Source organism: Labrys sp. Lb11 (assembly GCF_057554225.1).
Map to the genome: position 1 here is coordinate 379,038 of NZ_BAAJOT010000001.1, position 22,541 is coordinate 401,578.

Below are 22,541 nucleotides of genomic sequence, written 5' to 3' on the forward strand. Positions count from 1 at the left end.
CCATGCCGATTCGCATCCCCATCCTGCTCTCGGCCGGCAATTTCGTCATCGGTCTCGGCGCCTTCGTGGTCATCGGCCTGGTCTCGCCCATCGCCCGCGCCTATGGCGTCACGCCGGACGAAGCCGGCGGGGTGATGACCTGGTACGCCGTCGCCTATTGCCTCGGCTCGCCGCTGGCCACGGCGTTGACCGGGGCCATGCCGCGCCGGGCCGTGCTCGCCGGCGGCCTGGCGGTGTTCGCGCTGGGCGTCGGGCTCGGCGCGCTGGCCCCGAGCCTGGTCCTGCTGGAACTGTCGCGCGTGCTCGTCGCCCTCGGCGCCGGCCTCTACACCCCCAGCGCCGCGGCGGTGACGGTGGCGCTGGCTCCGCCGGAGCGGCGGGCGACGGAGCTGTCCGTCGTCTTCGCCGGCCTGACGCTGGCGCAGGTGATGGGCGTGCCGGTCGGTGCCTGGGCCGGCTATGCCCACGGCTTCCAGGCGACCTTCGCGGTGGTGGCCGTCCTCGCCGTCCTCGCTGCGGCCGTGGTCTGGTGGGCGACGCCGGCGGCGCTGGCGTTCCAGCCGGCCTCGCTCCGCCTGCTCGGCGACACCCTGGCGAGGCCGCGCTACCTTGCGGCGGTGCTGTTCACCACCACGCTGATGGCGGCGGTCTATGTCGTCTACACCTATCTCGGTCCGCTGATCGAGCAGCGCTACGGCTTCCAGCGCGATGGCGTCACGGTCTATCTCCTGCTGTTCGGTGTCGCCGCCGTGTTCGGCAATTTCGTCGGCGGGCTGTCGGCCGATGTCATCGGCCCGTCGCGGACGCTGGCCATCCTGAACCTCGTCCAGCTGGTCATGCTGCCGACCATCGCCGTCGCCCCGCTCGGCGCCGTGGCGATGGGCGCGGCGGTGACGCTGTGGAGCCTCAGCGGCTGGTCGTTCATGACGCCCCAGCAGACCCGCCTCGTCGCCGTCGGGCCGGACCGCGCGGCGGTGATGCTGGCGCTCAATGCTTCGGCCATCTATCTCGGCGTCGCCGTTGGCTCGGCGATCGGCGGCTTCGCCCTGCGCGAAGGCGGCTGGCCGGCGGTCGCCGTCGCCGCCGCAGGCGTGGCGGCCCTTTCCCTCGCCCATCTCCTGCTGTCGGACCGGCTCGCCGCCCGGCGAGCCTGATGCCGCGCCGCGTGCGGCGATGGCCCGGCTGCGGCAGCTCGATCAAGTTGCTCCGACAAGCCTTGACTCGCGCGGGGGGGATTATTACATCCGGCTCGGCTTGGTTGGCACTCGCCGAGGCTGAGTGCTAGCAATTGCCGACAACACCTTCGATGTGGAAACGCTGGGCGCGTCCGCGCCGGCCGCACAAGAGGAAGACACACATGCAGTTCCGTCCGCTCCACGACCGCGTGGTCGTACAGCGCGTCGATGCCGAGGAGAAGTCCAAGGGCGGCATCATCATCCCCGACACCGCCAAGGAAAAGCCCCAGGAGGGCAAGGTCATCGCCGTCGGCCCGGGCGCCCGCGACGAGTCCGGCAAGCTTCAGCCGCTCGACGTCAAGGCCGGCGACCGTGTCCTGTTCGGCAAGTGGTCGGGCACCGAGATCAAGCTCGATGGCGAGGATTACCTGATCATGAAGGAATCCGACATCATGGGCGTTCTCGTCACCACCGAAAGCAAGAAGCAGGCTGCTTGAGCCTTTCTTGAGAGTTCGGTCCTCCAATCCCGTTTCAGGAATAGCGATATGGCTGCCAAGGAAGTCAAATTCTCGTCCGACGCGCGCGACAAGATGCTGCGCGGCGTCGACATTCTCGCCAATGCCGTCAAGGTCACCCTCGGCCCGAAGGGCCGCAACGTCGTGATCGAGAAGTCGTTCGGCGCTCCCCGCATCACCAAGGACGGCGTCACCGTCGCCAAGGAGATCGAGCTCGCCGACAAGTTCGAGAACATGGGCGCCCAGATGGTGCGCGAAGTGGCCTCGAAGACCAACGACACCGCCGGTGACGGCACCACCACCGCGACCGTGCTGGCCCAGGCCATCGTCCGCGAGGGCGCCAAGTCGGTGGCCGCCGGCATGAACCCGATGGATCTGAAGCGCGGCATCGACCTCGCGGTCACCGCGGCGATCAAGAGCATCGCCGACCAGTCCAAGAAGGTCGCCAACTCCGCCGAGATCGCCCAGGTCGGCACCATCTCGGCCAACGGCGACGCCTTCATCGGCGGCGAGATCGCCAAGGCGATGCAGAAGGTCGGCAACGAGGGCGTGATCACGGTCGAGGAGGCCAAGAGCCTCGACACCGAAGTCGACATCGTCGAGGGCATGCAGTTCGACCGCGGCTACCTCTCGCCCTACTTCATCACCAACGCCGAGAAGATGATCGCGGACCTCGAGGACCCCTACATCCTCATCCACGAGAAGAAGCTCTCGGGCCTGCAGGCCATGCTGCCGGTGCTCGAAGCCGTCGTCCAGACCGGCAAGCCGCTGGTGATCGTCGCCGAGGACGTCGAGGGCGAGGCTCTGGCCACGCTCGTCGTCAACAAGCTGCGCGGCGGCCTCAAGATCGCCGCCGTCAAGGCTCCGGGCTTCGGCGACCGCCGCAAGGCCATGCTCGAGGACATCGCCATCCTCACCGGTGGCCAGGTGATCTCCGAGGACCTCGGCATCAAGCTCGAGAACGTGACGCTCCAGATGCTCGGCCGCGCCAAGAAGGTGACGATCGAGAAGGAGAAGACCACGATCGTCGACGGCGTCGGCAAGAAGAAGGACATCGAGGGCCGCGTCGCGCAGATCAAGGCGCAGATCGAGGAGACCACCTCGGACTACGACCGCGAGAAGCTGCAGGAGCGCCTGGCCAAGCTGGCCGGCGGCGTCGCGGTGATCCGCGTCGGCGGCTCGACCGAGGTCGAGGTCAAGGAGAAGAAGGATCGCGTCGACGACGCGCTCAACGCCACCCGCGCCGCGGTGCAGGAAGGCATCGTCCCCGGCGGCGGCGTCGCCCTGCTGCGTGCCAAGGCCGCTGTGGGCAAGGTCTCCTCCGACAACGCCGACATCCGCGCCGGCATCAAGATCGTCGAGCGGGCTCTCGAAGCTCCGATCCGGCAGATCTGCGAGAACTCGGGTGTCGAGGGCTCGATCGTCGTCGGCAAGATCCTGGAGAACAAGTCCAAGAGCTTCGGCTTCGACGCCCAGTCGGAAGAGTATGTCGACCTGCTCGAGAAGGGCATCGTCGACCCGGCCAAGGTCGTGCGCACCGCCCTGCAGGACGCCGCCTCGGTCGCCTCGCTCCTCATCACCACCGAGGCGATGATCGGCGAAGCCCCGAAGGCTCCGGCTCCGGCTGCTCCTCCGGGCGGCATGGGCGGCGGCATGGGCGGCATGGACTTCTAAGTCCCACGCCGCTCGCGGCGCGGCTTGCACGGACCGGGGAACCGGTCCGTGTGGTCACGCCGAGCATCGAGATCAGGACATCCGGGCCGGCCGAAGGGCTGTGCCCGGATTTCTTTTGGCGTCGTGCCTGCAGCCCTTGTTTCCCGGAACGACGCCTTTGTCGGGCGCGGCGGATCAGGCCTCGCGCACCAGCATCATGCTGGCGGCCATGTGGGTGTCGCAGAACTGCTGGAAGTCGCTGATCTTGCCGTCGCGGATAGTGATGAGGTCGAGCGTCTCGGTGTCGACCGACGCGTTCCGGGGCGTGTAGCGCATCCGGCCGCGGCTGTGCACGACGGCATGGTCGCCGTCCACCATGATCGAGGTGATGTGGTAGTCGGCCCAGTCCCAGTCGCGCGCCAGCTGGACGAGGAGCTCGCGAATGGCCGCCCGCCCGGTCACGGGCCGGGTCAGGGGTGCCAGCATGGGGTTGCCGACCAGCCGGAACGTGGCGTCGTCGGTGAAGCTTTCCAGCGTGCCGTCGATATCCTCACGCCGCCGCAGCGCATAGCTCGTGCGCAGCATCTCCTCGATCAGAGTCCGCCCAGTCATCGTCGTTCCCTCGCGTGAAACCGGACTGCGGCAGCCCACTCGCGTGTTGCCGCAACGGAATATACACGCGAGAGGGCCGCGCGGCCACCCGGTTGCGGGGCGGCGCGGCGAGCCCCGGGCGTCAGGGGCGCTTGAACAGGCGCGCGTCGGTCGGCGTCGGGTCGCTCGGCAACTGCGCAGCGCGGTGACGCAGGCGAGCTTCCTCGATGAGGTGGTCGAGCAGAGCGGTGAACAGCACGGGCTTTTCCGCCGCCTCCCAGAGGAAATAACCGAAGGAGCCGGGGCAGGGGTTGACCTCGTTGAGCCAGACTTCACCGGTCGCCTCGTTCGACAGGAAGTCGATGCGCGGCGCGCCCGTTCCGCCGACGGCGACATAGGCCTCGCTCGCCCAGCTGCGGATCTTGCGCTCCAGCTCGGCCGGAAGCTCCGGGTTGATGTCGCGCGTCAGGGACAGCATGCCCTGGCTCGAGGCGCCGGGCTGCTTGGTGCCGGTCTTCTTCGAGCCGCCGCCGGACATGTACTTGGTCTTGAAGTCCAAGAGTTCGGTCGCCCGCTTCGGCCGCTCGATCGCCGAGGTCCTGACCTCGCCGCCGAGCCGGCTGACCGCGACGTTATACTCGACCAGGTTGGCGACGAAGGGCTCGATGATCGCCGTGGTGTCGAACTTGAAGATGCCCGGCAGGACGCTGCGCACCGTCTCCAGGTCGTCCGCCTTGGCGACGCCGATCGAGGAGCCGAGATGGGCCGGCTTGACGATCACAGGGAAGGCGATGTTCTGCAGGGCCGCCTCCAGCACCGCCTTGTCGGGGACGAGGCCGGTGGCGGGGCGTTCGACCACCGCGTCGACCAGGACGCCGATGCCGCGTCCGGCGATGGCGCGCTTGGTGATCGCCTTGTCCATCATCACCGCCGAGGCAAGGAGGCGCATGCCGGTATAGGGGACGTTGGCGGTCTCGAACACGCCCTGGATCGCGCCGTCCTCGCCGATGCTGCCGTGGAAGGCGAGCAGGGCGACGTCGAAGCCGATCGGCTCGGGCTTCTTGGCGAAGAGCCTGGGCTTGATCCGCGGCATCAGCACGCCCTTGCCGGCACTGAGGTCGAGGTCGACGCGCGTGAGCGCGGCCCTGGTGGCTTCGTCGGGGATATAGTTGGCCCGGTTGCGCAGGGCCTCGCCGATGAGCCAGGCGCCGTCCGTGGCGATGTAGACGGGGAATGCGTCGTACTTGGCCGTGTCGAGCGCGTTCAGCGCCTGCAGACCGGACACCACGGACACGTCATGCTCGGGCGAACGCCCGCCGAACAGCACCGCCACGCGCGTCTTCGCCATGATGTTTCCCTGGGCACAAAGCGATTCGTCCCGAGCAAACTAAGGTGCACAAGATGACGAGGCAAACGCCAAGCCTTGCTTGCGGCCGTGCCTTGTCGCACGATGAGAGGAGGGGGGGCGCGGGGGGCCGCCGCTCGCCCGGCGGATGGCCCATGTCGAACACGCTCTCGATGATCCCCCTGTTCAAGTCGCTGGATGCCGCGACGCTCAAGGCCTATGACGGCCGCGTGCGCTGGGCCAAGTTCGAGGAGAACGAACTCGTCATCGACTATGACGACAATTCCAACGACGTCTATTTCATCCTGTCCGGCCAGGTGCGCGTGCTCTATCGCACCATCACCGGCAAGGAGGTCATCCTCAACGAGATGACCGGCGGCCAGTTCTTCGGCGAATTGTCGGCGATCGACGGCGTCGGGCGCTCCGCCAACGTCACGGCGCTCAACCGTTCGCAGATGTGCATCATGTCGGGCACCGTGTTCATGGAGCTCGTCACCCATTCGCCCGCGGTGTGCCGGCAGATCCTGGCGATCCTGGCCGCTCGTATCCGCTTCCTCAACACCCGCCTGGCCGAGCATTCCTTCCTGCAGACCAAGCATCGGCTCTATGCCGAGCTGATCCGCCTGTCGCAGCCGCGCGCCGGCCAGCAGGGCCAGCGGGTGGTGTCGCCGCCGCCCTTCCACCACGACCTCGCCGCCCGCATCGGCTGCCGTCGCGAGGCGGTGTCGCGCGAGCTCTCGGCCCTGGAGAAGGAAGGGCTGGTGGCCAAGAATCGCGGCGCGCTGGTGCTGGTCAACCCGGACGAGCTCAACAAGCGCATCTCGGCGGCGCTGTCGGATTAGATTCAGAGGCTCTCGCCGCTCAAGGCGCGGGCGGGCTTGCGCGGTCGTTCGGGAATGTCTGCGGGGTCGCCGGGAAACGCCAGCAGCAGGTCGGCGAAGCTCGGAACCTTCGAAATCCACTCCCATTCCTCAAAGGAAACGAGCACGGCGTCCTTGCGGCCATGACGGAAGACGATGGTCGGCTCGCCGGCCACGGCCCGATCGACCACGGCGGAAAGCGTCGCCTTCGCGTCCTTGAGCCGGATTTCCTTCACGGGATTGTTCCCTATGACAACCGATAGTCACATATGGGCCGCCCGGCCTCGAACACGGAGAAAACCGTCGCCACGAATCGAGGCTGGATGGGGAGATCGGTCGATGCTCAGCCCTTCAGCGCCGCCTCGCGCAGCCCGCTCAGCGTCGCGGCGGGCGTGATCGCTTCCGGGTCGAGCCGACAATGCAGGATCGCCGGCTTGCCGGAGGCGACGGCGCGCTCGAAGGCCGGGCCGAACTCGGCCGTGGTCTCCACCCGCTCGCCATGGCCGCCGAAGGCCTCGGCATAGGCGCGGAAGTCGGGGTTCTTCAGCACCGTCGCCGAGACACGGCCCGGGAAGGTCCTCTCCTGGTGCATGCGGATGGTGCCGTACATGCCGTTGTCGACCACCACGACGATGATCGGCAGGTCGTATTGCACGGCCGTAGCGAACTCCTGGCCGTTCATCAGGAAGCAGCCGTCGCCGGCAAAACACACCACCATGCGGTCGCGATGGAGCGTCTTGGCCGCCACCGCCGCCGGCATGCCGTAGCCCATCGAGCCCGAGGTCGGGGCGAGCTGGGTGGCGTAGCGGCGGAAGCGCAGATAGCGCTGCACCCAGATGGCGTAGTTGCCGGCGCCGTTGCAGATGATGGCGTCCTCGGGCAGGCGGTCGCGCAGCCAGCGCAGAGCCGCGCCGTACTGGAAGGCGCCGGGGATGCCGGCCGGCTCGTCGGTCCAGCCATGGAAATCGGCATTGGCGGCGCGCGTGTGCTCGCTCCAGCGCGGCGCGGACGGCGGCTGCAGCCGCTCCAGCGCCGCCGCGAAGGCGCGCGGCGTGGCATGGATGGCCAGGGCCGGCTGGTAGACGCGGCCGAGCTCCTCGGCGCCGGCGTGCACATGCACCAGGGTCTGGCGCGGCGTCGGGATGTCGATCAGCGTATAGGACGAGGACGGCATCTCGGACATGCGCCCGCCCGCCAGGATCAGGAGATCCGCCTGCTTGACACGTGCGGCGAGCCGCGGATTGGGGCCGATGCCGACATCGCCGGCATAGTTGCGATGGTCGGCCGGGAACAGCATCTGTCGCCGGAACGAAGTGGCGACCGGCAGGTCGAAGCGCTCGGCAAAGCGCACCATCGCCGCCACCGACGGTTCCGACCAGCCCGAGCCGCCGACCACGACCAGCGGCTTTTCAGCCTCGTGCAGCAGTCTCTGCAGGCGCAACATCTCGGCTTCGCCCGGTGAGGTCTCGACCGGTTCGACCCGCGCCGCGTCCGCGGCCGTGGCCTCCTCGGCCAGCACGTCCTCGGGCAGGGCGATCACCACCGGACCCGGTCGGCCCTGCATGGCGACGCGGAAAGCGCGCGTCACCAACTCGGGGATGCGGTCGGCACGGTCGATCTCGACCACCCATTTCGCCATCGAGCCGAAGAAGGCCTTGTAGTCGACCTCCTGGAAGGCCTCGCGTTCGCGCATGCCGCGCTCGACCTGGCCGATGAACAGGATCATCGGCGTCGAATCCTGCTGGGCGATGTGGATGCCGTGCGAAGCGTTGGTGGCGCCCGGGCCGCGGGTCACCATGGCGATGCCGGGCCGGCCGGTCAGCTTGCCGGCGGCCTCGGCCATCATCGCTGCGCCGCCTTCCTGGCGGCAGACGGTGACGGCGATGGCGGCATCATGCAGGGCGTCCAGCACGGCCAGGTAGCTCTCGCCCGGCACGCAGAACACAGTGTCGACGCCTTGCGCCAACAGCGCGTCGACGATCAGGCGTCCGCCGGTTCTAGACTTGGGCTCGGTCATGGCAAGGGCTCCGCGGCACAGGTCCGTCATACGGACAGGCGGCAGTGCCGCGCAAGCGGGAAACGGCGACGGGTTGACATGCAACCAAATGGTTGCCTATTATCATCGCCATGAGCATGGACGTGGTCTTCAAGGCCCTTGCCGACCCGGCCAGGCGGCGCCTGCTGGACAGCCTCCATGCCCGCAACGGGCAGACCCTCGGCGAGCTGTGCGCGGGGCATGCCGTGACGCGCCAGGCCGTGACCAAGCACCTCGCGATCCTGGAGGAGGCGAGCCTGGTGACGACGGTCCGGCGGGGACGGGAGAAGCTGCACTACCTCAATCCGGTGCCGATCCATGAGATCGCCGACCGTTGGATCGGCAAATATGAGCGGGGGCGCCTGGACGCTCTCGCCGATCTCAAGCGCAGGCTCGAAGGAGCACCCGATGGCTGAGCTGACGACGGAAAGCACGGTTTATGTGATCTACATCGCCGCCGCGCCCGAGGCGGTGTGGGCGGGGCTGACCTCGAGCAGCTTCACCAGCCGCTATTTCTTCGGGCGCACGGTCGATTCCGACTGGCGCGTCGGCTCGCCCTGGCTCCTGCGCGCGCCGGACGGGCGCGCCGACGTGACCGGGACGGTGATCGAGAGCGACCCGCCCCGAAAGCTCGTGCTCGGATGGAAGGTTCCGGGAAACGCCGACTATCCCGATCTGCCGGAATCGATCGTCACCTATGAGATCGCGCCGGCGGGCGAGGGTGTGGTCCGCCTCACCATGACCGAAGCCCACCCCACGCCCATTCCCGTCCATCTGCTTGAGGGCGGGCGGAGCGGCTGGCCGATCATCCTCTCCGGCCTCAAGTCCCTGCTCGAGACCGGCAAGCCGCTGAACATCGCAGTCCCGCATCCCCCGAAGGAGGATTGAGCCATGGCCGGCGACCGCTTCGTCTACGTCACCTATATCCGCACCACGCCCGAGCGGCTCTGGGAGGGGCTGACCAGCCCGGACTTCACCCGCCGCTACTGGTCGGGCTGCCGGCACGACACGACCTGGCAGCCGGGAGCCTCCTGGAAGCTGATGATCCCGGACGGGCGCGTCGGCGACAGCGGCGAGGTGGTGGAGGTCGACCGGCCGCGGCGCCTCGTGTTGCGCTGGCGCAACGAGTTCGTGCCTGAGCTGCGGGAGGAGGGCTATTCGCGCTGCACCTTCGTGCTGGAGCCGGACGGTGGCACGGTCAAGCTCACGGTCACCCATGAGATCGACCGTTCGCCGTCGCAGTTCATCGCGGCGGTGTCCGGCGGCTGGCCGGGTATCCTGGCAAGCCTGAAGAGCCTCCTGGAGACCGGCAGCCAGTTGGAAGGCACCGACCGCTGGCCGGAAGGCCTGTGACGTCACCCATGAGCGCCGGCGCCCGCAGGCGCCGGCGTCGGGGCCGCGGTCAGTTCTTGCCGCAGGTGGTCAGGGCGTTCTCCGGGGTGCAGACCTCGGTGCCGGTGATGATCATCGGCGGCAGGGTCTTGCCCTTGGTCAGGTCGTCCAGCGCCTTGATGGTCTGGAAGCCCATGTCGTAGGGGCGCTGGCCGATATTGTAGTGGCTGAGACCCTTGGCCAGCAGCGGCAGCTGCGGTCCGAAATTGTCGCCGAACACCACGACCAGCTCCTTGCTGTCGAGGCGCGCCTTCAGGGGCTCCATGGCCTGGGTATAGGCCTGCGGGGCGTACTGGGCCCAGCCGCCGACGGCGACGAAGGCGTCGAGCGTCGGATTGTTCGTCATCACGTCGCGCACCTGCTGGGCGGCGAGGGTGATGTCGTCATTGTTGTAGACGGGGCAGCCGGCCGGTTCCGTCCAGCCGTTCTGGCCGGTCAGGCGCTCGACCGGCTTGTCCTTCGGGGCGCCGGCGAGCGTGTCGCGGATGCCCTGCACGCGCGCCTTGAGGTTTTCCGAGGCCGGAGCGCCGGACTGGATGCAGACCGTGCCGCCCTTCTTGTGCGCCAGGACCTTCTGGGCCAGGGCGATGCCGAACTCGTAATTGTCGGTGCCGATATAGGTCGAGCGCAGCCCGGCGTCCTCCGGCAGCACGTCGGTGTCGAAGGTGACGACCGGGATGCCCTTGTCCTTGGCCATCTTGAGGATGCGAGCCATGGCCTTGGGGTTGCCGGCCGAGATGCCGAGCCCGTCGACGCCGCGGGTGATCACGTCCTGGGCGAGCTGCACCTGCTTGGCCTCGTCATATTCGGTCGGGCCGATATAGGTGCACTTGACGTCGCCGAGCTCCTTGGCGGCGGCCTTGCAGCCATGGTCGATCGGCGGGCTGAAGGCGTTGTTGAGCACCTTGAACACGAGGGCGAACTCGCGCTCGGCGGCGCTGGCCGGCGCGGCGGCGAGGCCGACTGCCAGGCAGGCCAGCGACAGGCCGGTTCCGAGGCGTGCGATCAGTGACATGGGTTTCCTCCGTTGCAGTCCTGCTCTTGGCCGTTCGCCATGTCGGCGCGGCCACGTCCCGCCCTAGCGTTTCATCGAGCGGATTCTCTCCAGCAGCACGGCCGCGAGAATGAAGCTTCCCACGAACGTGCCCTGCCAGAATGGGTTGACGCCTGCGATCAGCAGGGCGTTGCGGATGACCTCGACCAGCACCGCGCCGATGGCGGCGCCGAGCGCCGTGCCGAAGCCGCCGGTGAGGCTCGCGCCGCCGATCACCGTGGCGGCAATCACCTGCAGCTCGTAGCCGGTGCCGATGGCGTTGGTGACGGCGCCGAGCCAGCCGACAAGGAACACGGCGGTGACGCCGGCCATCAAGCCGCCGAAGGCGTAGGCCGAGATCTTGATGAGGTCGACCGGGATGCCGGCCAGGCGTGCCGCGTCCTCGTTGCCGCCGATGGCGAAGACATAGCGGCCCCAGCGCGTCATCCGGAGCAGGAAGTGCAGCAGGAGGACGCCCGCGACAAGGGCGTAGACCACGTTGGGCAGGCCGAACGTATAGCCGCCGCCGAGCGCGATCATCGCGTCGCCGGCCTGGCCGAAGGTGTAGAACACCTCGTTGTTGGTGACGACCAGCGCCAGGCTGCGGCCGATCGACAGCGTCGCCAGCGTGACCACGAAGGGCGGCAGCTTGAGATAGGCCACGACCGCGCCGTTGAAGCCGCCGCACAGCGCGCCGAGCGCCAGCGTCGCGGCGATGCCGGCGCCGAGCGGCATGTCGGCGTTGAGCAGCATGCCGTAGGTGACGCCGCACAGGCCCAGGATCGAGCCGACCGAGATGTCGATGCCGCCGCTGATGATGACCGGTGTCATGCCCAGCGCCATCAGCCCGATGAAGCAGGCGTTCTGGAAGACGTTGAGCAGGTTGCCGGGCGTGGCGAACTTGGCCGAGATCAGCGAGACGACGAGGCCGAGGGCCAGGATGGCGAGGGCGATCCAGGTTTCCTGGGCGCCGAGCAGGCGGGCGCCGAGCGAGCGGTGCGGCACGCGCAGCAGGTCCACATGCATGCCCGGGGCTTCGTTGGGAGAGGACACGGACTTCTCCGGCGTTGGATCGGAAAGGGGGCGTCAGGCGGAGCGGATGGCGCCGGTGATGAGGCCGGTGACCTCTTCAGGGCTGGTTTCGGCGATCGACTTGTCCGCCACCTTGCGCCCGCGCCGCATGACGACGACGCGGTCGCAAACCTCGAACACGTCGGGCATGCGGTGGCTGATCAGGATGACCGACAGGCCCTGCTCCTTCATGCGCCGGATCAGCGCCAGCACCTCGGCCACCTGCCGCACGCTGATGGCGGCGGTCGGCTCGTCCATCAGCACGATCTTCGACTGCGCCAGCCGCGTGCGGGCGATGGCGACGGCCTGGCGCTGGCCGCCCGACATGCGGTTGACCAGGTCGGCCGGACGGGTCTCGGACTTCAGCTCGCCGAACAGCTCGGCGGCACGCAGGTTCATGCGGCGATGGTCGAGCACCCGGATAGGCCCCATCCGGGTCATCAGTTCGCGGCCGAGGAAGACATTGGCCGCGGCCGTCAGATTGTTGCAGAGCGCCAGATCCTGATAGACGACCTCGATGCCGTGGCGGCGCGCATCCGCCGGGCCGGTGAACGCCACCGGCTGGCCGTCCATGGTGAAGGTGCCGGAGGTGGGCTGGAAGTTGCCGGCGATGGTCTTGACCAGCGTCGACTTGCCGGCGCCGTTGTCGCCCATCAGGCCCAACACCTCGCCCTTGTGGATGTCGATCGAGACGTCGTCCAGCGCGCGGATGGCGCCGAAATCCTTCACGATGTGCTCGAGACGCGCCAGCAGCGCCATGATGCTCCATCCCTACGGTTCAATTTGTTTTCTTGGAAAACTAAGGTCGGTATGGTTTCGCCGTCAATGGGGTAATCACTGGAGGCGTGTGAAATTTCCAAGCAGTCGTCGAGCGACTTGACGCAATCATGATCCATAATTAGTTTTTGTCCAATACAAATTGGACCGCCGGTCTTGACGACGATTCAGGCCCTCCGCCAGTTCAACGAAACCCGCGCCCTGGCCGCCGTGTTCCGTGCCGGCGGGATGAGCCGGGCCGACTTGGCGCGTGCCCTCAACCTTACCCGTTCCACCACCGGCAGCCTGGTGCAGAGCCTGATCGACGACGGCCTGCTGCGTGAGCGACAGGAGGACGGCGCGGACGCGGCCGCCCGCGTCGGCCGCCCCGGCATCATGGTCGAGATCCGCGGCGATGGGGCCTTCTTCATCGGCGCCGATATCGGCGTCGACCGCATCACCGCCCTGGCGATCGACCTCGCAGCCGAGTGCCGCTGCGAGGTGGCGGCCCCGTTCCAGGGGGCCGGCTGCGATCCGCGGACCGCCGTCGACCTCACGGCCGACCTGATCGGCCGTGTGCTGGCGGCCCTCCCCGCCGGATCGCAGGCCCGCGGCGTCAGCGTCGCCGTGCCGGGATTCCTCGCCGCCGACCAGGCGACCTACCATGCCCCGATCCTCGGCTGGCACGGCGTCGATCTGGCCGGCCCTCTCGGCGAACGGCTCGGCGCCGGCCTGCCCATGCTCCTCGAAAACGACGCCAACGCCTTCGCCGTGGCCGAGACCTACCGGCGCGCCGAGGACGAAGTCTCCGACTCCCTGGTGGTGCTGATCGAAAGCGGGGTCGGCGGCGGCATCATCAGCAGGGGCCGGCTCTATCGCGGCCGGCTGCGCGGCGCCGGCGAGATCGGCCATATCCGGCTGGGCGAGGAGGGCTACGTATTCGACGGGCGCCAGCCCGGCCGCTTCGAGACCTATGTCGGCAAGGAGGCGCTGCTCGCCCGCCATCGTTACCACGGCGGCCGCAGCGGCACGCTGGAGGAGGTGCTGGCGGCGCTCGGGGGCGGCGAGCCGGCGGCGCAGCGGGCGGTGGCGGACTGGGCCCGCTGGCTCGCCCGCGGCCTCTCGGTGCTGATCTGCACGCTGCAGCCGCAGAAGGTGATCCTCGGCGGCTCGGTGAGCGCTGCCTTCCCCTTCGTCGCAGCCGGTGTCCGGCGCGAGGTCGAGGCCGCGCTGGTCGCAGGGTACCCCATGCCGGCGATCGAGACCTCGCCGATCCGCACCAGCGGCCCGGCCCTGGGGGCGGCCTGCCTGCTGCACCAGCAGATGCTGTCCATGGACGACCAGTTCGAGGTCTGAGGTTCCACCCGGACCCAAAGGAGATTGTCGATGCCACGCAAGGATGAGAAGAGGCTCAGGATCGGGGTTCTGGGCTGTGGGCCGATCGCCCAGGCGGCCCATTTCGAGGCCTGCGCCAAGGCGCGCAACGCCGATCTCTATGCCATTTGCGACGTCGCCGACGATCTGCGCGAGCGCATGGCCGCGACCTTCGCGCCCGAGAAGGCCTATGCCGACTACCAGGCCATGCTCGAGGATCCCGCGCTCGACGCGGTGATCATCGCCACGTCGGACACCTTCCACGTCCAGGCCTCGATCCAGGCGCTGCGGGCCGGCAAGCACGTGCTGTGCGAGAAGCCGGTCGGCGTCGGCGTCGAAGAGGCGGAGGAGCTGAAGGCGGTGGCCGAGGCGACGGGACGGCTCGTCCAGGTCGGCCACATGAAACGTTTCGATGCCGGCATCGAGGCGGCCAAGGCCTTCATCGACACCGAGATGGGTACGCTGCTGGCCTACAAAGGCTGGTACTGCGACAACACCCATCGCTATGCCATGACCGATGCGGTCCAGCCGCTGATCATCACCAGCGCCAGCGCCCGCAAGCCGGCCGTCAACCCGAAGGCGGATCTGCGCCGCTATTACATGCTGGCCCATGGCAGCCACCTCGTCGACACCGCCCGCCACCTCGCCGGGCCGATCGAGGCGGTGGACGCCCGCCTCACCGAGCGCTTCGGCGCCTATTGCTGGTTCGTGGTCGTGCATTTCGCCGATGGCACGGTCGGCCATCTCGACCTCACCGTCGCCGTCCGGATGGACTGGCACGAGGGCTTCCAGATCTACGGCGAGAACGGCAGCGTCCTCGGCAAGACCTACAACCCCTGGTACTATAAGAGCAGCGACGTCGACATCTTCCGCGAGGCCGATGGCGCCTGGCACCGCACGCTCGGTGCCGACGGGCATTTCTACCGGCGGCAGGTGGAGGGCTTTGCCGGGGTCATCCTCGACGGCGCGCCGATGCGGGGCGCCTCGGCCGAGGACGGCGTCGCCTCCGTCCGCGCCATGGCGGCGATCGCCCGCTCGGCCGAGGCCGGCTGCGCCGTTGCCCTCGCCGATGTGAGCGGGGTGATCTGATGCAGCTCGGGATCTTCGCCAAGACCTTCGATGCCGTCGGCGCCCTGCCGACGCTCAGGGCCGTCGCCGGTGCCGGCTATGCCGTAACGCAGTTCAACCTCGCCTGCCTCGGCCTGCCCTCGATGCCCGACCGGATCGAGCCGGCCGACGCCGCTTCCGTCGGCGCGGCCGCACGGGAGACCGGCGTCGGCATCGCCGCCGTCTCCGGCACCTACAACATGATCCACCCCGATCCGGCGGTGCGCCGCACCGGCCTCGCCCGGCTCGAGGTGCTGTGCGGCGCGGCGGCGGCCATGGGCACGCGCCTGGTGACGCTGTGCACCGGCACCCGCGATCCCGACGACCAGTGGCGCTGGCATCCCGGCAACGCCGCTCCCGAGGCCTGGCGCGACCTTCTGGCGGAGATGGCGGCAGCGGTTGACATCGCCGAGCGCTTCGGCGTCGACCTCGGCGTCGAGCCCGAGCTCGCCAATGTGGTCAGCTCGGCCGCGCTGGCGCGGCGGCTGATCGACGAGATCGGCAGCCGGCGCATCCGCATCGTCCTCGACCCCGCCAACCTGTTCGAGGTGGCGACGGCCGAGCAGCGCCGGGCCGTGATCGAGCAGGCGGTCGACCTCCTGGCCGGCGACATCGCCATGGCCCACGCCAAGGACCGCAACCCCGACGGCTCCTTCGCCACCGCGGGACGAGGCGTCGTCGATTTCCGGCATTTCGTCGGCCGCCTCGGGGCGGCGGGCTTCGACGGCCCGCTGGTGACCCACGGCCTCGCCGCGGTCGAGGCTGCCGGCGTCGCCGGCTTCCTGGCGGCTGTCCTCGCCGGGGAGGGCGCCCGATGAGCTTTGCGACGTTCGAGCGGGACGGGCTGGCCCTGCGCTATCGCGACGCCGGCGCGGGTCCGCCGGTGTTGTTCCAGCACGGCCTCGGCGGCGACGAGGCGCAGGTGGCGCAGGTCTTTCCCGCTGAGCCGCCGATGCGGCGCGTCACGCTCGAATGCCGCGGCCAGGGCGGCTCCGCCTTCGGTCCGCCGGCGGCGCTCTCCATCGCCGGCTTCGCCGAGGATCTCGCCGCCCTGGCGGCGCGGCTCGGCATCGCGCGGGCGGTGGTCGGCGGCATCTCGATGGGAGCGGCGATCGGCCTCGGCCTGGCGGTGCGTCGGCCGGATCTGGTCCGGGCGCTGGTGCTGGCGCGGCCGGCCTGGGTCGCCGCTGCGGCTCCGGCCAATATGCGGCCCTATGGCCTGGTCGGCGAACTGCTCGGCACCTTCGAGCCGGCCGAGGCGCGCCGCCGCTTCGAGGCGAGCGAGACGGCGGCGGAGCTCGCCCGGGCGGCGCCGGACAATCTGGCGAGCCTCATCGGCTTCTTCGGCCGGTCCGATCCAAAGGCTTTCGGGGAGCTGCTGCGCGCCATCGCCGCCGATGGCCCGGGGGTGGAGGAAGCCGAGATCGCCGGGATCGCCGTCCCGACCCTGGTGATCGGCCACGGCGCCGACCTTGCCCACCCCCTGGCCTATGCCCGGCGGCTGGCCGGGCTCATCCCCGGCGCCGAGCTCGCCGAGATCACGCCCAAGGCGGTCGACCGCCCCGCTTTCGAGCACGAGTTCCGCCAGGCCCTGGCCGGCTTCCTCCGGAGGCTGGCGTGAGCGCCGACACCCTCGTCGTCATCGAAATCGGCGGCACCTCGGTCAAGATCGGCTTCGCCGATGGCGGCCGGGTGCTCGACTTCGCGCGCACCTATGCCACGGCGCGCATCCGCTGCCCCGATCCGGTAACGGCGCTCGCCGCCATCGTGCGCGAGGCCTGCCGCGAGGCGGGACTGACGCCGGCCGGGGCGGTCGCCACGGTGCCCGGCTTCATCGCCCCGGATTTCGACCGGGTGCTGCGGGCCGCCAACGTGCCGGAACTGGACGGACGGGCATTGGCCTCGGATCTCGCGCGGGCCCTCGGCATGACGGTGCGGCTGGAGCGCGACGTGGTGCTGCAGCTCCTCGGCGAATGCCGGGCCGGCGCCGTGCGGGGCGAGAGCCATGTCCTGGCGGTCTATATCGGCACCGGCATCGGCGCGGCCTATGTCGGCGACGGCGCGGTGTTCCGCGGCGCCGGCTGGGCGCTCGAGATCGGGCACATGCCGATGCACGGCTTCGGGCGCACCCTGCCGGGCATCGAGCCGGACCGGCTGGAGGTCTACGCCTCCGGGCGGACGCTGGCGGCGCTGGCGCAGGCGCACGGCGTGCCCGTCGCGGAGGTGTTCGTCGCCGCCGAGGGCAACCCGGCGCTGCGGGCGGCACTGGCGGACGCCGTGCGCGACCAGGCTTTCGCCATTGCCTCGGCGGTCGCGCTGCTCTCGCCGAGGGTCGTGCTGGTCGGCGGCGGCGTCGTCGAGATGGCGGGCTATCCGCGCGAGGCGCTGGCCGGCATCGTCGCGGCCCATATGCCGTTGCCCGCGACGATCCAGCCGCTCGACCTGCGCTGGGCCGGGCTCGGCTGGCAGGCGGCGGTCTGGGGCGCCATCGGGCTGGCGGAGGCGCAGGAGGCGCGCGGATGAGCGCGCCGCCTCACGCCGGCTGGACCGCGCCGGAGGCGCCCGCCGCTCCGCGCTGCCGCGGCGGCTCGATCAGGATCGAGATGGCGGCGGCCATGATGCCGGTGAGGCCGGCGATCAGGAAGGCGAGCTCGTAATTGCCCTGCAACTGGCGCATGGTGCCGCCGAAATAGGCTGCCGCCGCCGCGCCGAGCTGGTGGCCGGCGACGATCCAGCCGAACACCAGCGGCCCGCTGCGGTCGCCGAAGATCTCGTTGCTCAGCCTGAGGGTCGGCGGCACGGTGGCGATCCAGTCGAGGCCGTAGAGCACCGCGAAGATGCCGAGGGCGGCGACCGAGAAGTCGGAATAGGGCAGGAACATCAGCGACAGCCCGCGCACGGCATAGTAGACGCACAGGAGCTTGCGCGGGTCGAAACGATCGGTGAGCCAGCCCGACAGCGTCGTGCCGACGAGGTCGAACACGCCCATCACCGCCAGCAGCCCCGCCGCCTGCACCTCAGGGATGCCCATGTCGCCGCAGAAGGCGATGAGGTGGGTGCCGACCAGGCCGTTGGTGGTGAAGCCGCAGACGAAGAAGGTCGCGAACAGGTACCAGAAGGCCCGCATGCGCGCCGCCCGGCCGAGGGTCGCGAGCGTGGCGACGACGAAATTGCCCTGCGGGGCGGGCGGCGCCGGCTCTTCCGAGTCGGCGCCGTAGCGCGTGAGCCCGATCGAGGAAGGCCGCTCCGGCACCAGGAGATAGACCAGCGGCAGCAGTGCCGCGCAGGCGATCGAGACCGCCACCGCCACCGGACGCCAGCCGCCCGACTGGGCCAGCATCGCCAGCAGCGGCAGGAACACCAGCATGCCGGTAGCGCTGCTGGCCGAGAGCAGGCCCATGACCAGCCCGCGATTGGTCTTGAACCAGCGGTTGGCGACGGTGGCGCCGAGCACGCTGGCGACGGCGCCCGAGCCCAGGCCGGACATGACGCCCCAGGTCGCCACCAACTGCCAGGACTCGCGCATCAGCAGGCTGAGCGCCGTCGAGACCGACATGAGCGCGATGGCGGCGAGCAGCGTGCGGCGCAGACCGAGCCGTTCCATCAGCGCCGCGGCGAACGGCCCGACCAGGCCGTAGAGGAAGATGCCGACGGCCGCGGACAGGGAGATCACGTCGCGCCGCCAGCCGAAGGCCTCTTCGAGCGGCACCATCATCACCGACGGCGCCGAGCGGAGCCCGGCCGCGACCAGCAGGGCGACGAAGATCACGCCGACCACCACGAAAGCGTAGCGCTGGCCGAAGGGGCGCGTTTGGGCTATGGTCATGTTACAAACCGGTACGTATCTGGAGTGTGTATCAGTACGTACCGGTCAGTTACATTGTCAAGAGGCCATTGGCGTGACCGACGCGAAGACGGGGACTGCGACAGGGGAGACGGGTGCGGAGCAAGGCAGCGGCACGCCGCGCGCCGCCGACAGGATCCTCGGGGTTGCCCGCGACCTGTTCTACAGCCAGGGCATCCGGGCCATCGGCGTCGACGAAATCGTCCGTCAGGCCGGCGTGACCAAGCCGAGTCTCTATCGCAGCTTCGCCTCCAAGGACGATCTCGCAGCCTCCTACCTCCAGCGCTATGAGCGGGACTTCTGGGCCCGGTTCGACGCCGCCGTCGCCGCCCATCCCGGCGATCCGCGCGCCCAGGTGGTCGCCTACTTCACCGGGGTCGGCCAGCGCGCCGGCAATCCCGGCCATCGCGGCTGCGGCCTGACCAATGCGGTGGTCGAATATCCCGAGGCGGCGCATCCGGCCCATCGGGTCAGCGAGGCCAACAAGCGCGAGCTGCGCCGGCGCCTGCGCGCCATGGCGGCCGAGATGGGCGCCGTCGATCCCGACGTCCTCGGCGACGGCCTGCTGCTCCTGTTCGAGGGCGCCAATATCAGCGGCCAGATCTTCGGCCCCGACGGCCCGGCCGCCTCGCTCGGCGCCAATGCCGACCGGCTGATCGCAGCCAGCCTGCCCGCGCCCCCCAGGCAGCATCTTCCGAACCGTCCCGCGCTTGAGGGAGCGGTCGGCATGGTTCGGCCGGGCGGCGGCGGTTCCGACTGAAGCCATGACGGTCCATCCGCCCCGGCAATTGCGCGCTGGAGGCCGGGGAGGCTGGATCGGCATGCGGTTCCGGCCTACCACTAGGGGTGGGAAGGGCCGCAAAGGCCCCGGCCCGTCGATCCGTGCCGGGTGGACGGCGATCATCCGGCAGATGCAGCTGTTCCAGGGAGACGATCATGGCCAAGGGAAGTTCCGCCAAATCGACTGGCGGCAAGGCAGCCGGCGAGGCCGCGGGCGGCGATCTGTCGGGCGCGAAGGCCCGGCGCAAGGCGGCGCTCGCCACTCCGACAAGCCTCGGCGGCAATGCGGTCAAGGATATCGCCGGTGCGGTGAACGCGCTGCTCGCCGACACCTTCGCGCTCTACCTCAAGACCAAGAACTTCCACTGGCACGTCAGCGGGCCGCATTTCCGCGACTATCACCTCATGCTGGACGAGCAGGCGGCCCAGATCCTCGCCGCGACCGACGACATGGCCGAGCGCGTGCGCAAGATCGGCGGCACGACCATCCGCTCCATCGGCCACATCGCCCGCCTGCAGCGGGTGCAGGACAATGACGCCGATTTCGTCGACCCGCTCGACATGCTGGCGGAACTGCGCGAGGACAACAAGGACATGGTCCAGCGCCTGCGCGAGGTGCACGACCTGTGCGACGAGCACGGCGACGTCGCCACAGCCAGCCTGATCGAGAATTGGATCGACGAGGCCGAGCGGCGGACCTGGTTCCTGTTCGAGGCCGCGCGCGGCGGCTCCGGCGGGCGCTGAGGGCCCGTCACCGGGGCGAGGCCGCCTGCGGCTCCCGGCGCGGTGCGCGGGAGCCCTCCCAGCCGTGGGCGGAGACGATGGTCCGCAGGCCGCGTCCTCCCATGCCACGATGCTTCGGCCGGGCCGTGATTGCAGCGGCTTCTTAACCATGATGCTTGGCGTTTTCCACGTTTTGACGGATCCCGATCACGTCTCGTAAACCCTGCCGCCAGCAACTTGGCCGCCGAGCCGTGTCGAGCCGGCATGATCTGGCTTCGTTCATCTTTCAGGAGCGTTTGCGACGTCTGAATGGCCGGGATGAGACGGATGCGGCGGGCAGGCGATGCCTTGCTATGCATCCCGAGCTGTTGCGTCAGGATCGCCCCATGAAGCCTTTGATCGGAGCCTGCCTGCTTTTCGCCCTCGTGCCCTTCGGCGGCGCGGCGGCCCAGACAACCGGCGGCGTGCGCTCATACGACGAGCCGCGCGTCGTCTACGCGCCGGCCTATGGGCGGGCTCCGGTGTCGCGGCCGCGCGCCAACCTCGGCGGAGGATTCATCGAATTCCTGTTCAGCGGCGGCGATGTCGACGAGCCGGCGCCGCCGATGCGCCGGCAGCGTCCGCGCCGCGCGCCGGCCTATGTCATCGACCAGCCCGCCTCCTATGGCGTGCCCCGCGCGGCCAGGCTCGGTGCCGCCGAGCGGCGCCTGGCCTATGCCGCGGCGCCCGTGGCGGAGGAGGTCCGGCCGCAGCGCCCGCGCATGGCGCCGCAGTTCATGAAGCAGACCGTCGATTATAGTGGCGGTGAAGCGCCCGGTACCGTCGTCATCGACACCTCGCAGCGCTTCCTCTACCTCGTGCAGGAGGACGGCAAGGCCCTGCGCTACGGCGTCGGCGTCGGCCGGGCCGGGTTCGAATGGAACGGCACCAACGCCATCTCGCGCAAGGCCGAATGGCCGGATTGGCGCCCGCCGGCGGACATGCGCCGCCGTCGCCCCGACCTGCCGAGCTTCATGGCCGGCGGCCCGCGCAATCCGCTGGGCGCCCGCGCCATGTACCTGGGCAGCACGCTCTATCGCATCCACGGCTCGAACGAGCCCTGGACCATCGGTCAGGCCGTGTCCTCCGGCTGCATCCGGATGCGCAACGAGGACGTGATCGACCTCTATGAGCGCGTCAAGATCGGCACCAGGGTCGTGGTGATGTAGGCTTTCGGAAGGGGAGGGGCGCGGGCGGTTTCGTCCGCTCCCCTCCTTTCGATCAGAAGTTGAACTGGTCGATATTGCCGGAATCGAAGGTCGTCAGGTCGGCCTGGGTGTTGATGACGTGGTCCGGGCCGATGGTGATCGTGCCCAGGCCCGGCACCTCGAACGTCTCGCCGACCTCGTTCTTGATGGTGCCGTTCTTCACGCCGACGGCGAAATAGGCGCTGAGCAGGCCCTCATTGTAGGGGCTCCACAGTTGCATCGACTTGAGCGTGCCGTCCTTGATGAAGGGGCGCATCTGGTTGGGCGTGCCCAGGCCCGTCAGGACGATCTGCTTGGCCTTGCCCTGGGTCTGCAGCACCTGCGCGGCGGCGGCGACGCCGACCGTGGTCGGCGAGATCACGCCGCGGAGATTGGGGTGCTTCTGGATCAGCGCTTCCATCTCGGTGGTGGATTTCTGCGGGTCGTCGTCGCCATAGGCGACCTCGACCAGCTTCATCTTGGCGTATTTGGGATTGCTGGCGAGCGCGTCCTTCATCGCCGCGATCCAGGTGTTCTGGTCGGGCGCGTCGGTGGTGGCCGAGAGGATGGCGATCTCGCCCTCGTAGTTGATCTGCGATCCCAGAAGCTCCACCTGGCTCGGGCCGGTCTTGGTGAAGTCCACCGGCAGGATGCCGGCATCGCGATGCTCGAGATTGCCGACGAGGTCACCGTTCACCGCCAGCACCAGGGTGCCGCGCGAACGGGCGCGGTCGAGCACCTGGTTGAGGGCGTCGGGGCTGTTGGGCGAGATGGCGATCACGTTGACGCCGCGCTGAGTCTGCGCGGTGATGAAGGGGATCTGCGAGGTCGCCTCGGCGGTGGCGGGCGCCTGGGTGTCGAACTCGCAGCCCAGCTTGGCGCAGCCGTCCTGGAAGCCCTTCACCAGCGAGTCGAAATAGGGATTGCCGGTGTTCTTGGGGATGTAGACGATCGAGACCTTGTCGGCGGCCTGGGCGGCGACGGAGCCAGCGAGAGCGAGCCCGAGCGAGAGCCCGAGCAGCAGCGATTTCCTGGGCATGGTTTCCTCCTGTTGGGCCGGA

Annotated in this window: 24 protein-coding genes; 15 read left to right on the forward strand and 9 right to left on the reverse strand. The window is 69.3% G+C overall.

What is annotated here, in order from left to right:
- The first annotated feature begins 2 nt into the window (after positions 1-2).
- The 3 genes from AC27L4_RS01790 (at position 3) to groL (ending at position 3,364) form a co-directional block, all read left to right on the forward strand.
- Positions 3-1,154 carry an MFS transporter gene (locus AC27L4_RS01790; RefSeq protein ID WP_487140235.1) on the forward strand — a complete coding sequence of 384 codons (1,152 nt, stop codon included), beginning with the start codon at positions 3-5 and terminating at the stop codon, positions 1,152-1,154.
- 203 nt (positions 1,155-1,357) lie between these two features.
- A complete protein-coding gene (gene groES / locus AC27L4_RS01795; protein WP_487140236.1) occupies positions 1,358-1,672 on the forward strand; it encodes a co-chaperone GroES in 315 nt (104 codons plus the stop codon).
- Positions 1,673-1,720: 48 nt separating this feature from the next.
- Positions 1,721-3,364 carry a chaperonin GroEL gene (gene groL, locus AC27L4_RS01800; RefSeq protein ID WP_487140237.1) on the forward strand — a complete coding sequence of 548 codons (1,644 nt, stop codon included), beginning with the start codon at positions 1,721-1,723 and terminating at the stop codon, positions 3,362-3,364.
- 174 nt (positions 3,365-3,538) lie between these two features.
- Here the strand turns inward: groL and AC27L4_RS01805 are convergent, their stop codons facing one another.
- Together AC27L4_RS01805 and AC27L4_RS01810 are read right to left on the reverse strand one after the other, a co-directional pair.
- Positions 3,539-3,955: a nuclear transport factor 2 family protein gene (locus tag AC27L4_RS01805; RefSeq protein WP_487140238.1), complete on the reverse strand. Its 417-nt coding sequence runs from the start codon at positions 3,953-3,955 to the stop codon at positions 3,539-3,541.
- Positions 3,956-4,076: 121 nt separating this feature from the next.
- Positions 4,077-5,282, reverse strand: coding sequence for a D-alanine--D-alanine ligase (locus tag AC27L4_RS01810; protein ID WP_487140239.1), 1,206 nt, complete (start codon positions 5,280-5,282; stop codon positions 4,077-4,079).
- A gap of 152 nt (positions 5,283-5,434) precedes the next feature.
- On the opposite strand from AC27L4_RS01810, the gene AC27L4_RS01815 reads away from it, so the two are divergent.
- Positions 5,435-6,121, forward strand: coding sequence for a Crp/Fnr family transcriptional regulator (locus AC27L4_RS01815; protein WP_487140240.1), 687 nt, complete (start codon positions 5,435-5,437; stop codon positions 6,119-6,121).
- A gap of 2 nt (positions 6,122-6,123) precedes the next feature.
- Here the strand turns inward: AC27L4_RS01815 and AC27L4_RS01820 are convergent, their stop codons facing one another.
- On the reverse strand, positions 6,124-6,375 hold the full coding sequence (locus AC27L4_RS01820; RefSeq protein ID WP_487140241.1) for a type II toxin-antitoxin system Phd/YefM family antitoxin: 252 nt from the start codon (positions 6,373-6,375) through the stop codon (positions 6,124-6,126).
- Positions 6,376-6,482: 107 nt separating this feature from the next.
- Complete coding sequence (locus tag AC27L4_RS01825) at positions 6,483-8,156, reverse strand: thiamine pyrophosphate-binding protein (RefSeq protein ID WP_487140242.1); 1,674 nt, start codon at positions 8,154-8,156, stop codon at positions 6,483-6,485.
- 110 nt (positions 8,157-8,266) lie between these two features.
- Between AC27L4_RS01825 and AC27L4_RS01830 the strand changes: the two genes are divergently transcribed.
- Genes AC27L4_RS01830 through AC27L4_RS01840 form a run of 3 tightly spaced genes read left to right on the forward strand, consistent with a single transcriptional unit; the run spans position 8,267 to position 9,527 of the window.
- Positions 8,267-8,590, forward strand: a complete 324-nt coding sequence (locus AC27L4_RS01830) for an ArsR/SmtB family transcription factor (RefSeq protein ID WP_487140944.1) — start codon at positions 8,267-8,269, stop codon at positions 8,588-8,590.
- Complete coding sequence (locus AC27L4_RS01835) at positions 8,583-9,062, forward strand: SRPBCC family protein (protein WP_487140243.1); 480 nt, start codon at positions 8,583-8,585, stop codon at positions 9,060-9,062. The genes AC27L4_RS01830 and AC27L4_RS01835 overlap by 8 nt, the downstream gene beginning before the upstream one ends.
- Positions 9,063-9,065: 3 nt before the next feature.
- Complete coding sequence (locus AC27L4_RS01840) at positions 9,066-9,527, forward strand: SRPBCC family protein (RefSeq protein ID WP_487140244.1); 462 nt, start codon at positions 9,066-9,068, stop codon at positions 9,525-9,527.
- Positions 9,528-9,576: 49 nt separating this feature from the next.
- Here the strand turns inward: AC27L4_RS01840 and AC27L4_RS01845 are convergent, their stop codons facing one another.
- The 3 genes from AC27L4_RS01845 to AC27L4_RS01855 form a co-directional block, all read right to left on the reverse strand.
- Positions 9,577-10,581 carry a sugar-binding protein gene (locus AC27L4_RS01845; protein WP_487140245.1) on the reverse strand — a complete coding sequence of 335 codons (1,005 nt, stop codon included), beginning with the start codon at positions 10,579-10,581 and terminating at the stop codon, positions 9,577-9,579.
- A gap of 63 nt (positions 10,582-10,644) precedes the next feature.
- The gene (locus AC27L4_RS01850) at positions 10,645-11,625 is read right to left on the reverse strand and encodes an ABC transporter permease (protein ID WP_487140945.1); all 981 of its coding nucleotides are present in this window, start codon (positions 11,623-11,625) and stop codon (positions 10,645-10,647) included.
- Positions 11,626-11,685: 60 nt separating this feature from the next.
- Positions 11,686-12,429, reverse strand: coding sequence for an ATP-binding cassette domain-containing protein (locus AC27L4_RS01855; RefSeq protein WP_487140246.1), 744 nt, complete (start codon positions 12,427-12,429; stop codon positions 11,686-11,688).
- A 174-nt stretch (positions 12,430-12,603) separates the two neighbouring features.
- Here AC27L4_RS01855 and AC27L4_RS01860 point away from each other — a divergent pair, with 174 nt between their 5' ends.
- From AC27L4_RS01860 to AC27L4_RS01880, 5 genes are read left to right on the forward strand one after another with little or no spacing between them, the layout of a single operon-like run.
- Positions 12,604-13,782: an ROK family transcriptional regulator gene (locus AC27L4_RS01860; protein ID WP_487140247.1), complete on the forward strand. Its 1,179-nt coding sequence runs from the start codon at positions 12,604-12,606 to the stop codon at positions 13,780-13,782.
- Between the two features lie 30 nt (positions 13,783-13,812).
- The gene (locus AC27L4_RS01865; RefSeq protein WP_487140248.1) at positions 13,813-14,889 is read left to right on the forward strand and encodes a Gfo/Idh/MocA family protein; all 1,077 of its coding nucleotides are present in this window, start codon (positions 13,813-13,815) and stop codon (positions 14,887-14,889) included.
- Positions 14,889-15,725, forward strand: a complete 837-nt coding sequence (locus AC27L4_RS01870; protein ID WP_487140249.1) for a sugar phosphate isomerase/epimerase family protein — start codon at positions 14,889-14,891, stop codon at positions 15,723-15,725. The genes AC27L4_RS01865 and AC27L4_RS01870 overlap by 1 nt, the downstream gene beginning before the upstream one ends.
- Complete coding sequence (locus AC27L4_RS01875) at positions 15,722-16,528, forward strand: alpha/beta fold hydrolase (protein WP_487140250.1); 807 nt, start codon at positions 15,722-15,724, stop codon at positions 16,526-16,528. Before AC27L4_RS01870 ends, AC27L4_RS01875 begins: the two co-directional genes overlap by 4 nt.
- Entirely contained in the window at positions 16,525-17,430 is a 906-nt protein-coding gene (locus AC27L4_RS01880) for an ROK family protein (RefSeq protein ID WP_487140251.1), read from the forward strand. Before AC27L4_RS01875 ends, AC27L4_RS01880 begins: the two co-directional genes overlap by 4 nt.
- A 10-nt stretch (positions 17,431-17,440) precedes the next feature.
- Here AC27L4_RS01880 and AC27L4_RS01885 read toward each other — a convergent pair whose 3' ends face one another.
- Positions 17,441-18,733 carry an MFS transporter gene (locus tag AC27L4_RS01885; protein ID WP_487140252.1) on the reverse strand — a complete coding sequence of 431 codons (1,293 nt, stop codon included), beginning with the start codon at positions 18,731-18,733 and terminating at the stop codon, positions 17,441-17,443.
- Positions 18,734-18,806: 73 nt separating this feature from the next.
- Between AC27L4_RS01885 and AC27L4_RS01890 the strand changes: the two genes are divergently transcribed.
- The 3 genes from AC27L4_RS01890 (at position 18,807) to AC27L4_RS01900 (ending at position 21,462) form a co-directional block, all read left to right on the forward strand.
- Complete coding sequence (locus tag AC27L4_RS01890) at positions 18,807-19,511, forward strand: TetR/AcrR family transcriptional regulator (RefSeq protein ID WP_487140253.1); 705 nt, start codon at positions 18,807-18,809, stop codon at positions 19,509-19,511.
- 176 nt (positions 19,512-19,687) lie between these two features.
- Positions 19,688-20,275 (forward strand): Dps family protein, encoded by a 588-nt coding sequence (locus AC27L4_RS01895; protein ID WP_487140254.1) that lies wholly within the window; start codon positions 19,688-19,690, stop codon positions 20,273-20,275.
- Positions 20,276-20,640: 365 nt separating this feature from the next.
- Positions 20,641-21,462, forward strand: a complete 822-nt coding sequence (locus AC27L4_RS01900; protein WP_487140255.1) for a L,D-transpeptidase — start codon at positions 20,641-20,643, stop codon at positions 21,460-21,462.
- Positions 21,463-21,514: 52 nt separating this feature from the next.
- Here the strand turns inward: AC27L4_RS01900 and AC27L4_RS01905 are convergent, their stop codons facing one another.
- A complete protein-coding gene (locus tag AC27L4_RS01905) occupies positions 21,515-22,519 on the reverse strand; it encodes a substrate-binding domain-containing protein (protein WP_487140256.1) in 1,005 nt (334 codons plus the stop codon).
- Positions 22,520-22,541: the final 22 nt, after the last annotated feature.

Coding starts and splice junctions, on each gene's coding strand:
- AC27L4_RS01790 (WP_487140235.1), top strand. CDS start 3: ATGCCGATTCGCATCCCCATCCTGCTCTCGGCCGGCAATTTCGTCATC.
- AC27L4_RS01835 (WP_487140243.1), top strand. CDS start 8,583: ATGGCTGAGCTGACGACGGAAAGCACGGTTTATGTGATCTACATCGCC.
- AC27L4_RS01885 (WP_487140252.1), bottom strand. CDS start 18,733: ATGACCATAGCCCAAACGCGCCCCTTCGGCCAGCGCTACGCTTTCGTG.
- AC27L4_RS01895 (WP_487140254.1), top strand. CDS start 19,688: ATGGCCAAGGGAAGTTCCGCCAAATCGACTGGCGGCAAGGCAGCCGGC.
- groL (WP_487140237.1), top strand. CDS start 1,721: ATGGCTGCCAAGGAAGTCAAATTCTCGTCCGACGCGCGCGACAAGATG.
- AC27L4_RS01900 (WP_487140255.1), top strand. CDS start 20,641: ATGAAGCCTTTGATCGGAGCCTGCCTGCTTTTCGCCCTCGTGCCCTTC.
- AC27L4_RS01845 (WP_487140245.1), bottom strand. CDS start 10,581: ATGTCACTGATCGCACGCCTCGGAACCGGCCTGTCGCTGGCCTGCCTG.
- AC27L4_RS01810 (WP_487140239.1), bottom strand. CDS start 5,282: ATGGCGAAGACGCGCGTGGCGGTGCTGTTCGGCGGGCGTTCGCCCGAG.
- AC27L4_RS01830 (WP_487140944.1), top strand. CDS start 8,267: ATGAGCATGGACGTGGTCTTCAAGGCCCTTGCCGACCCGGCCAGGCGG.
- AC27L4_RS01840 (WP_487140244.1), top strand. CDS start 9,066: ATGGCCGGCGACCGCTTCGTCTACGTCACCTATATCCGCACCACGCCC.
- AC27L4_RS01805 (WP_487140238.1), bottom strand. CDS start 3,955: ATGACTGGGCGGACTCTGATCGAGGAGATGCTGCGCACGAGCTATGCG.
- AC27L4_RS01875 (WP_487140250.1), top strand. CDS start 15,722: ATGAGCTTTGCGACGTTCGAGCGGGACGGGCTGGCCCTGCGCTATCGC.
- AC27L4_RS01855 (WP_487140246.1), bottom strand. CDS start 12,429: ATGGCGCTGCTGGCGCGTCTCGAGCACATCGTGAAGGATTTCGGCGCC.
- AC27L4_RS01865 (WP_487140248.1), top strand. CDS start 13,813: ATGCCACGCAAGGATGAGAAGAGGCTCAGGATCGGGGTTCTGGGCTGT.
- groES (WP_487140236.1), top strand. CDS start 1,358: ATGCAGTTCCGTCCGCTCCACGACCGCGTGGTCGTACAGCGCGTCGAT.
- AC27L4_RS01815 (WP_487140240.1), top strand. CDS start 5,435: ATGTCGAACACGCTCTCGATGATCCCCCTGTTCAAGTCGCTGGATGCC.
- AC27L4_RS01905 (WP_487140256.1), bottom strand. CDS start 22,519: ATGCCCAGGAAATCGCTGCTGCTCGGGCTCTCGCTCGGGCTCGCTCTC.
- AC27L4_RS01825 (WP_487140242.1), bottom strand. CDS start 8,156: ATGACCGAGCCCAAGTCTAGAACCGGCGGACGCCTGATCGTCGACGCG.
- AC27L4_RS01850 (WP_487140945.1), bottom strand. CDS start 11,625: ATGCATGTGGACCTGCTGCGCGTGCCGCACCGCTCGCTCGGCGCCCGC.
- AC27L4_RS01870 (WP_487140249.1), top strand. CDS start 14,889: ATGCAGCTCGGGATCTTCGCCAAGACCTTCGATGCCGTCGGCGCCCTG.